Below are 8949 nucleotides of genomic sequence, written 5' to 3'. Positions count from 1 at the left end.
GGTATGAGTCAGCAACACCTTCTTCACGAGGCAGACCTCAGCGCTATTCTGACCTTGCCATCACGACTGTGCTGGTCATTAAACGCGGCGGCCGCGGCCTAGGCGGCCGAAGCTTGAAATAGTACATAATGGATTTCCTTACGCGAAATACGGGCAGACATGGCCTGCCCGGTTATTATTATTTTTGACACCAGACCAACTGGTAATGGTAGCGACCGGCGCTCAGCTGTAATTCCGCCGATACTGACGGGCTCCAGGAGTCGTCGCCACCAATCCCCATATGGAAACCGTCGATATTCAGCCATGTGCCTTCTTCCGCGTGCAGCAGATGGCGATGGCTGGTTTCCATCAGTTGCTGTTGACTGTAGCGGCTGATGTTGAACTGGAAGTCGCCGCGCCACTGGTGTGGGCCATAATTCAATTCGCGCGTCCCGCAGCGCAGACCGTTTTCGCTCGGGAAGACGTACGGGGTATACATGTCTGACAATGGCAGATCCCAGCGGTCAAAACAGGCGGCAGTAAGGCGGTCGGGATAGTTTTCTTGCGGCCCTAATCCGAGCCAGTTTACCCGCTCTGCTACCTGCGCCAGCTGGCAGTTCAGGCCAATCCGCGCCGGATGCGGTGTATCGCTCGCCACTTCAACATCAACGGTAATCGCCATTTGACCACTACCATCAATCCGGTAGGTTTTCCGGCTGATAAATAAGGTTTTCCCCTGATGCTGCCACGCGTGAGCGGTCGTAATCAGCACCGCATCAGCAAGTGTATCTGCCGTGCACTGCAACAACGCTGCTTCGGCCTGGTAATGGCCCGCCGCCTTCCAGCGTTCGACCCAGGCGTTAGGGTCAATGCGGGTCGCTTCACTTACGCCAATGTCGTTATCCAGCGGTGCACGGGTGAACTGATCGCGCAGCGGCGTCAGCAGTTGTTTTTTATCGCCAATCCACATCTGTGAAAGAAAGCCTGACTGGCGGTTAAATTGCCAACGCTTATTACCCAGCTCGATGCAAAAATCCATTTCGCTGGTGGTCAGATGCGGGATGGCGTGGGACGCGGCGGGGAGCGTCACACTGAGGTTTTCCGCCAGACGCCACTGCTGCCAGGCGCTGATGTGCCCGGCTTCTGACCATGCGGTCGCGTTCGGTTGCACTACGCGTACTGTGAGCCAGAGTTGCCCGGCGCTCTCCGGCTGCGGTAGTTCAGGCAGTTCAATCAACTGTTTACCTTGTGGAGCGACATCCAGAGGCACTTCACCGCTTGCCAGCGGCTTACCATCCAGCGCCACCATCCAGTGCAGGAGCTCGTTATCGCTATGACGGAACAGGTATTCGCTGGTCACTTCGATGGTTTGCCCGGATAAACGGAACTGGAAAAACTGCTGCTGGTGTTTTGCTTCCGTCAGCGCTGGATGCGGCGTGCGGTCGGCAAAGACCAGACCGTTCATACAGAACTGGCGATCGTTCGGCGTATCGCCAAAATCACCGCCGTAAGCCGACCACGGGTTGCCGTTTTCATCATATTTAATCAGCGACTGATCCACCCAGTCCCAGACGAAGCCGCCCTGTAAACGGGGATACTGACGAAACGCCTGCCAGTATTTAGCGAAACCGCCAAGACTGTTACCCATCGCGTGGGCGTATTCGCAAAGGATCAGCGGGCGCGTCTCTCCAGGTAGCGAAAGCCATTTTTTGATGGACCATTTCGGCACAGCCGGGAAGGGCTGGTCTTCATCCACGCGCGCGTACATCGGGCAAATAATATCGGTGGCCGTGGTGTCGGCTCCGCCGCCTTCATACTGCACCGGGCGGGAAGGATCGACAGATTTGATCCAGCGATACAGCGCGTCGTGATTAGCGCCGTGGCCTGATTCATTCCCCAGCGACCAGATGATCACACTCGGGTGATTACGATCGCGCTGCACCATTCGCGTTACGCGTTCGCTCATCGCCGGTAGCCAGCGCGGATCATCGGTCAGACGATTCATTGGCACCATGCCGTGGGTTTCAATATTGGCTTCATCCACCACATACAGGCCGTAGCGGTCGCACAGCGTGTACCACAGCGGATGGTTCGGATAATGCGAACAGCGCACGGCGTTAAAGTTGTTCTGCTTCATCAGCAGGATATCCTGCACCATCGTCTGCTCATCCATGACCTGACCATGCAGAGGATGATGCTCGTGACGGTTAACGCCTCGAATCAGCAACGGCTTGCCGTTCAGCAGCAGCAGACCATTTTCAATCCGCACCTCGCGGAAACCGACATCGCAGGCTTCTGCTTCAATCAGCGTGCCGTCGGCGGTGTGCAGTTCAACCACCGCACGATAGAGATTCGGGATTTCGGCGCTCCACAGTTTCGGGTTTTCGACGTTCAGACGTAGTGTGACGCGATCGGCATAACCACCACGCTCATCGATAATTTCACCGCCGAAAGGCGCGGTGCCGCTGGCGACCTGCGTTTCACCCTGCCATAAAGAAACTGTTACCCGTAGGTAGTCACGCAACTCGCCGCACATCTGAACTTCAGCCTCCAGTACAGCGCGGCTGAAATCATCATTAAAGCGAGTGGCAACATGGAAATCGCTGATTTGTGTAGTCGGTTTATGCAGCAACGAGACGTCACGGAAAATGCCGCTCATCCGCCACATATCCTGATCTTCCAGATAACTGCCGTCACTCCAGCGCAGCACCATCACCGCGAGGCGGTTTTCTCCGGCGCGTAAAAATGCGCTCAGGTCAAATTCAGACGGCAAACGACTGTCCTGGCCGTAACCGACCCAGCGCCCGTTGCACCACAGATGAAACGCCGAGTTAACGCCATCAAAAATAATTCGCGTCTGGCCTTCCTGTAGCCAGCTTTCATCAACATTAAATGTGAGCGAGTAACAACCCGTCGGATTCTCCGTGGGAACAAACGGCGGATTGACCGTAATGGGATAGGTCACGTTGGTGTAGATGGGCGCATCGTAACCGTGCATCTGCCAGTTTGAGGGGACGACGACAGTATCGGCCTCAGGAAGATCGCACTCCAGCCAGCTTTCCGGCACCGCTTCTGGTGCCGGAAACCAGGCAAAGCGCCATTCGCCATTCAGGCTGCGCAACTGTTGGGAAGGGCGATCGGTGCGGGCCTCTTCGCTATTACGCCAGCTGGCGAAAGGGGGATGTGCTGCAAGGCGATTAAGTTGGGTAACGCCAGGGTTTTCCCAGTCACGACGTTGTAAAACGACGGGATCCCCGGGAATTCGGCCTAGGCGGCCAGATCTGATCAAGAGACAGTGGTTGTGCAGCGCCCATACGCGCTTGACCTGGCTTTCACTGCACCCGGCCAGCCTGGCCGTCTCTGGAATGCTGTGGCCTGCGCTGCGCAGCGCCACGATGCGTTCATGCACCTTTGTGTTGGCCTTGCGGCCGGTGTAGCGGCCGGCGTCCTTCGCCAGCTCGACGCCCTGCCGCTGCCGCTCGCGGCGATCCTCGTAGTCGTCGCGGGCCATCTGCAACGCCAGCTTCAAAAGCATGTCCTGGATCGACTCCAGCACCACCTTTGCCACGCCCTTCGCCTCGGCGGCCAGGTCGGATAGATCGACCACGCCAGGGACAGCCAGGCGCGCGCCCTGGGCGCGGATCGAGGCCACGAGGCGTTCGGCCTCGGGCAGCGGCAGGCGGCTGATGCGGTCGATCTTCTCCGCAACGACGACTTCACCGGGTTGCAGGTCGCCGATCATGCGCAGCAGCTCGGCGCGATCGGCGCGAGCGCCCGAAGCCTTCTCGCGGTAGATGCCGGCGACGTAGAAGCCGGCGGCCCTGGTGCTCTCCACGATGGCGGCCTGCCTGGTCAAGTCCTGCTCGTCGGTGCTGACGCGCAAGTAGATGCGCGCGACCTTGAAAGCGACGCCGGCGGCCTGGTGCTCGGTCGGCGTCCGCATGATGCGGTCGGCACCTTCGACCAGGCCATCGCCGCCGACGCGCAGCGGTGGCGTCTTGGCGAGCGCCTGGCGCGCTGCGCGTGACTGGCGCGGCATGGCCGCAATCTGTGTTTCCTGGGCGGTGCGCGGCGTGATGATCGCGCTGCGCTTCGCCTTGGTCTTGCCTGGGAAGTAGCCGTTGCGGCTGGTCATGGGTTCCTCCGGTCATTTTGGGTATACGCAAAGTGTCCGGTCATGCTACCCCCGGCCAAAAAGGCCGTCATGCGATTTATCTTGGCCGGGTCGTTATTGGCGGGTCTAAATGGCCGCTCCGTGGATCTCATCGCCAGAAATGGCGATGCGAGATCCAGGGCAGGGCGGCCGCCATCGTCAGACCTGGCGATGGTCGACGCCGGCGCGCATCGTCGGATGTGGCGATGCGAGCTCGAGGTCGGTGGCCACCGCCGGCGACCTGGTGCCATCGTCGGCAATGGCGATGCTGCAGCTCGACGTGCGCGGCCTGGTCGTCTCGGCATCGTCGGATGCGGCGATGCTCGAGCGAGGCGAAAAAAAACCGCCTCGGGGTGTCCGAGGCGGCAAGTCTGCATGCGGTTCAGGGAGGAAGAAACCGCGCCGGCGATCAGGGAGGAAAACCGCGCGGCCTGATGTGCAGCTCGGCCACTTTAGCCGGATTTTTCGACTTATCCGATGCGAGCGGCCCGCCGTGGGCGCTGCTCGATCTGCTGTTGCTTTTTCTCGACGTGCTTCTGCTCCTGGTGCTGCTGCTCGTCGCGCTGCACCTGGCTGATGGCCGCGCCGATCTGCCGCTTCACGCCCTCGATGCCCAGCTCGCTCTTGTGCGCCAAGTCGTTGAAGTCGGTGTGCTGCTTCATCGTGGACAGCGCCGCGATCTGCGCGCCGCTCAACATCGACGCCTTGAGCTTGGCCGCCTCGTCGCCGGCCAGCTCGACCTTGCCGGCGGCGGCGTCGGCAAGGCGCTGCTCGGCGCGCAGGTGGGTCTTGAAGCTGTCGGGCGTGATGGCGGGCAAGTCGCGCGGGTAGGTGTTCTCGGCCGGCGCGAAGATCGGGAAGATCGCCTTGCCGCCCACGGCCTGGGCGGCCGCCTCGGCCTTCTCCCGGCCGGGGTTGTTGCCGTGGGTCATGACCAGGTGCCGGTCGTCGTCGCCGGCGATGATGATCGGCTTGTCCGGGAACTTGGCGTGCAGCGCCTTCGCCACGGCCTCAAGGTTGCCGCTGTCGAAGGCGGCGACCGTGGCGTGGCCCACGGCCTCGGCCACCTGGGCCGCCGTGGCGTAGCCCTCCGAGATCACCAGCGCCGGCGCGGCCGCCAGGGCGTCCATGCCGCCGACCGGGTGGAAGCATCCTTCCTTCTTCGAGTCCTTGGCGAACCGCTTAGTGCCGTCCTCCTGGATGTATTGCATCGTCCATTGCTTGCCCTCTGCGTCGAAGGCCGGGATGTAGGTCTTCTGGCCTTCGCGGTCGGTCATCACGCCGGCCTGCGCCTGGATGCCTTTGGCTTGCAGGTAGGGCGTCGGCTGCTCGATGGGCACGAGGTCGGCCATCTGCCGACCGACGCGCTGCGCGGTGGCCTCCTGGGCCTTGTCCTGCTCGACGGCTCGCTGTGCCAGCTTCTCGGCCGCCTCGGCCTGGAGCTTGGCCTTCTCCTGGTCGCTCAAGGCGTAGCCCTTGCTCTTCCAGGTAATGTCCGTGCCGGTCTTGTTGTTGATGATCCGCCCGGCCGGGTGCCCGTCCAGGTGGCCCACGTAGAAGCCATCGAGCGCGCCCTTCTTGCCGCCCTCGACCGGCACGCGGTGCCGCTTGCCATCCATGATCGGGTGATCGCCCTGGGCGTTGCTGCCGGTGAACAGGCCGGCGCTGCGCATGGCCTCGGCGAACTCTTCCCTTGGCGTCATCGCTGGCCCTTGCTGGGCCTGCACGTTCTCGGGCTTCCAGCGTTCGAGCTTCGCCGCGTCGGCGCGCGGGCCGACATACCAGGACTTCGCGGCCTTGTCCCAAAGCGCGCCGGCGGCCTTGGCCGCGTTGCGCTGCTCGTAGGGCACGGCCAGGTACTGGCGGGCCTGCTGGGCCTGCTGCGCGGGCTTCTGCGCCTCGCCCTGGGCTTCGGGTGCCGGCTGGGCCGAACGCGGCTCTACGGCCGCTGTAGCGGCTCCCTGCGCCCATTTGGCGAAGGGAGCGGCATCGGTGCCCGGCGGCACGTACCAGGACTGTTGCTGCCGATCCCAACGCGCCCCGAGGCTCTTGGCCTCGTCCTTCTCCTTGTACGGCACGTTGATGTACTGCCGTTCGGGCTTCTCGGCCTGCGGCTGCGCCTGCTGCCGCTCGCGTTCCTGGCGCTCCAGCTCGGCCGCGCGGCGCTGCGCGTCGCTGTCGTTGAGCATGGCCGACGCCTCGGCGGTCTTGCGTGCCTCTTTAGCGGCTGAAATGTCCTCTTCGGTCGCGTTGGGGTCGCGCCGTACACGCTCTTCCTGCACGCGGGCCAGCTTGGCGGCGCGCTCGTGCTGGTTGTCGGTGCCCAGCGCATCGACCAGGTGCAGGCGCTCGGTCAGAGCCTCGGCCTGGCCCTCGGTGCGGGTGCCGGCGACGAAGGCAAAGGCGTCCTCGCCGAACTGCGCATCGGCCTTGCGCGCGTAGACCTGGAACGCCTGCGGCTCGATGCCGGCCTGGGCGGCATCGACGGTCTGGCCGTCCTGCTCGGCCACGCCGACGATGCGCAGCTCTCCGCTCCAGTCGGGCGGCAGCTCAACGCCAAGGTGTTGACGGGTCGCGTCGGCGAACGCCTGGCCGTCGATCTCGCCGGCGGCGAGCTGCCGGCGCGCGGCGGCGGCCTGCTCGATGCCCTGCACCGCGTCGGCAGGATGGGCGGCCAGCAGGGCGGCCGCCTGGTCGTTGGTCGGTGGGGTCATGTTCGCCTCCTGGTCTGCGACGGCCGCTTGCTGCTGGGTCAGCGCCGGCAGGGCCATCAACTGGTCGGGCGCGTAGTTGTTCAGCTCGTCCAGGCTGCGAACCTGGTGGGGTTCACCGTCCTGGTCGTGGAACGCAAAGATGCGCTGGCCGTCGCTCCACCTGGCTTCGGCGTCGATGCTCGACACGATCTGTTCGCCGTGCTGCTGGAGCTGCTGCGCGAGGTGGAGCTGTTCGGCCATGTTGGCGAACTCTTGCGCCAAGCCCTTGCGCTCCAGGTAGGCGTTGTCGGTGTCGGTGTGGCTCGGGTCGATGCCGAACACCGGCGACAGCCGGTCATGCGCGACCGCGTAGAACTGCTCGGGATCGGTGCCGGTGATGCTGCCCACGGTTTCGAGGCCACGGCTGCGCAAGGCGTCTTCCAGGGTGTCGCCCTGGAATGCCTGGTAGTGGCTGAAAGACACGTCCGGGTTGTCCAGGACTTCGGCAATGTCCACGGCCAGGGCCTGGGCCACGGCTTCGTCCTGGGCCTGGCTCTGCTGCTGGTCTTGCTCCTGAACCTGCTTCTGCTCGAAGGCCAGCACGTAGTCGTGAATCTTCTCGGCATCGGCGGCCGCGCGGAACACCTCCAGCGGCTCGTCTTGCAGCGCCTTGATCCACGAACCCACATAGGCGGCGTGCTGGCCCGGATCGTGGCCGATGCCCAGCTCGTCGCCGACGATCATGGAAGCGATTTCGGCGCGCAGCTCTTCCTTGGCGTACCCCTCGCTCCCGAACGGGTGCGCCAGGTCGCGGTCAAGGCGCGAAGCGTGGCCCGTCCAGTGGCCCAGCTCGTGCAGCGCGGTCGCGTAGTAGCGGTCGGAGCTGGGGAACTGGCCGCGCTCCGGCAGGGTGATGCTGTCGGTCGAAGGGCGGTAGAACGCCCGATCACCGGCGGCGTGGGTGATCGTCGCGCCCGAGGCTTTCAGGATGTGCTCGGCGCGCTCGACGGCGTTCCAAGTCTGTTCCTTCTTCGGCTGGAGCGGCGGCAGGCCGTCGATCTGCTCGCCGTTGAACACGGTCGCAAAGAACACGCGCGGCCGCTCCAGCATGACGGTTTCCTTGACCGGCTGGCCCTTCGCATCGAGGACGGGCCGGCCGCTGTCGTCCAGCTTGTCTTGCTCTTCGCTGAACTTCCAGTATTGAACCGGCGTGCCTTTCTCGCCCTTGCGAACCTGCGCGCCCACGGCGGCGGCCTGCTTGTAGGTCATCCAGCGCGCATCGCTGCGGCCCTGGGCCATCAGGTGGATGGCGTTGATCCCTTTGTACCGCTTGCCGGTGGTCGGGTTCATCGGCAGGTAGGCGTTGGGTTCGCCCGGCTCCCACGGCTTTTGCCACGGTGCGGTGCCGGCCTTGAGCTGCTCGATCAGCTTTTCGGCCACGACTTCGTGAAACGGCTTCTTCGGCTCCATGTTCTCGTCCCTTCGGAATAGCTCGTTGAACTGAGGGAAGTTCTGCTGTGTCCGGGAACGGTCGCGCAGGCCCTGGGCGACCATGCACACGATGTTGTGCAGGTCGTCGGCCTGCATGGGCCGCACGCGGGCGATGCAGGTTTCCGTGAATGACTGTTGGCCGCGCTGCTGCACCTGGTCGGCGACCTGGTGCTGGCTCGGCTCGATGCCCTCGCAGTGCAGGGCAAACACTTCCTCGGCGCGCACGTCCAGGGACTGGCCGGCATAGCGCCGGTTCACGTCATCCCATAGCGGCTTGAGGGTGGGTTCGTTGCGGGCGGCCGCCAGGCCGTCCAGCAAGGCGCGCTTCTCGCCCGGCGCGAAGGTGTTGGCCCCGTAGTGGCCTAGCACCTCGTGCCGCAGCGTCATCAGTAGGTCGCCGGCGCTCTCGACGTTCTGCAAGGGCACGTCCACGCGGCCACGGTAGGCGCGGCCGGCGTGCAGCGTCTCCTTGGGCACGTAGCCGCCCTTCATGTCGGCCGGCACCTCGGCCGCTCGCGGCCCGTACAGCTCGGCCGCGTCCTCGCGGAACTTGTAGGCCAGCTCCAGCGCGCCGGGGTAGTCGCGGACGAAAGCCCGCGTCACCCCTTGCGCCTCGGCTTTCGTGATCGGCAT

At 63.9% G+C, this 8949-nt stretch carries 2 protein-coding genes and 1 pseudogene; all 3 read right to left on the bottom strand.

The window, feature by feature from the left end; genetic code table 11:
* Positions 1–178: 178 nt before the first annotated feature.
* Complete coding sequence (lacZ, locus tag BUE39_RS31135) at positions 179–3241, bottom strand: beta-galactosidase (protein WP_073432473.1); 3063 nt, start codon at positions 3239–3241, stop codon at positions 179–181.
* A 57-nt stretch (positions 3242–3298) separates the two neighbouring features.
* Positions 3299–3922, bottom strand: a pseudogene (locus tag BUE39_RS35280) (recombinase family protein); the annotation flags it as partial.
* A 680-nt stretch (positions 3923–4602) separates the two neighbouring features.
* Positions 4603–8949 carry a zincin-like metallopeptidase domain-containing protein gene (locus BUE39_RS31120; RefSeq protein ID WP_011114055.1) on the bottom strand — a complete coding sequence of 1449 codons (4347 nt, stop codon included), beginning with the start codon at positions 8947–8949 and terminating at the stop codon, positions 4603–4605.

Source organism: Paraburkholderia terricola, assembly GCF_900142195.1.
Classification (GTDB): domain Bacteria; phylum Pseudomonadota; class Gammaproteobacteria; order Burkholderiales; family Burkholderiaceae; genus Paraburkholderia; species Paraburkholderia terricola.
Note: the sequence above shows the minus strand (reverse complement) of the source record. Positions and strands in the feature narration are given on the sequence as shown.

Coding starts and splice junctions, on each gene's coding strand:
- BUE39_RS31120 (WP_011114055.1), bottom strand. CDS start 8,949: ATGCCGATCACGAAAGCCGAGGCGCAAGGGGTGACGCGGGCTTTCGTC.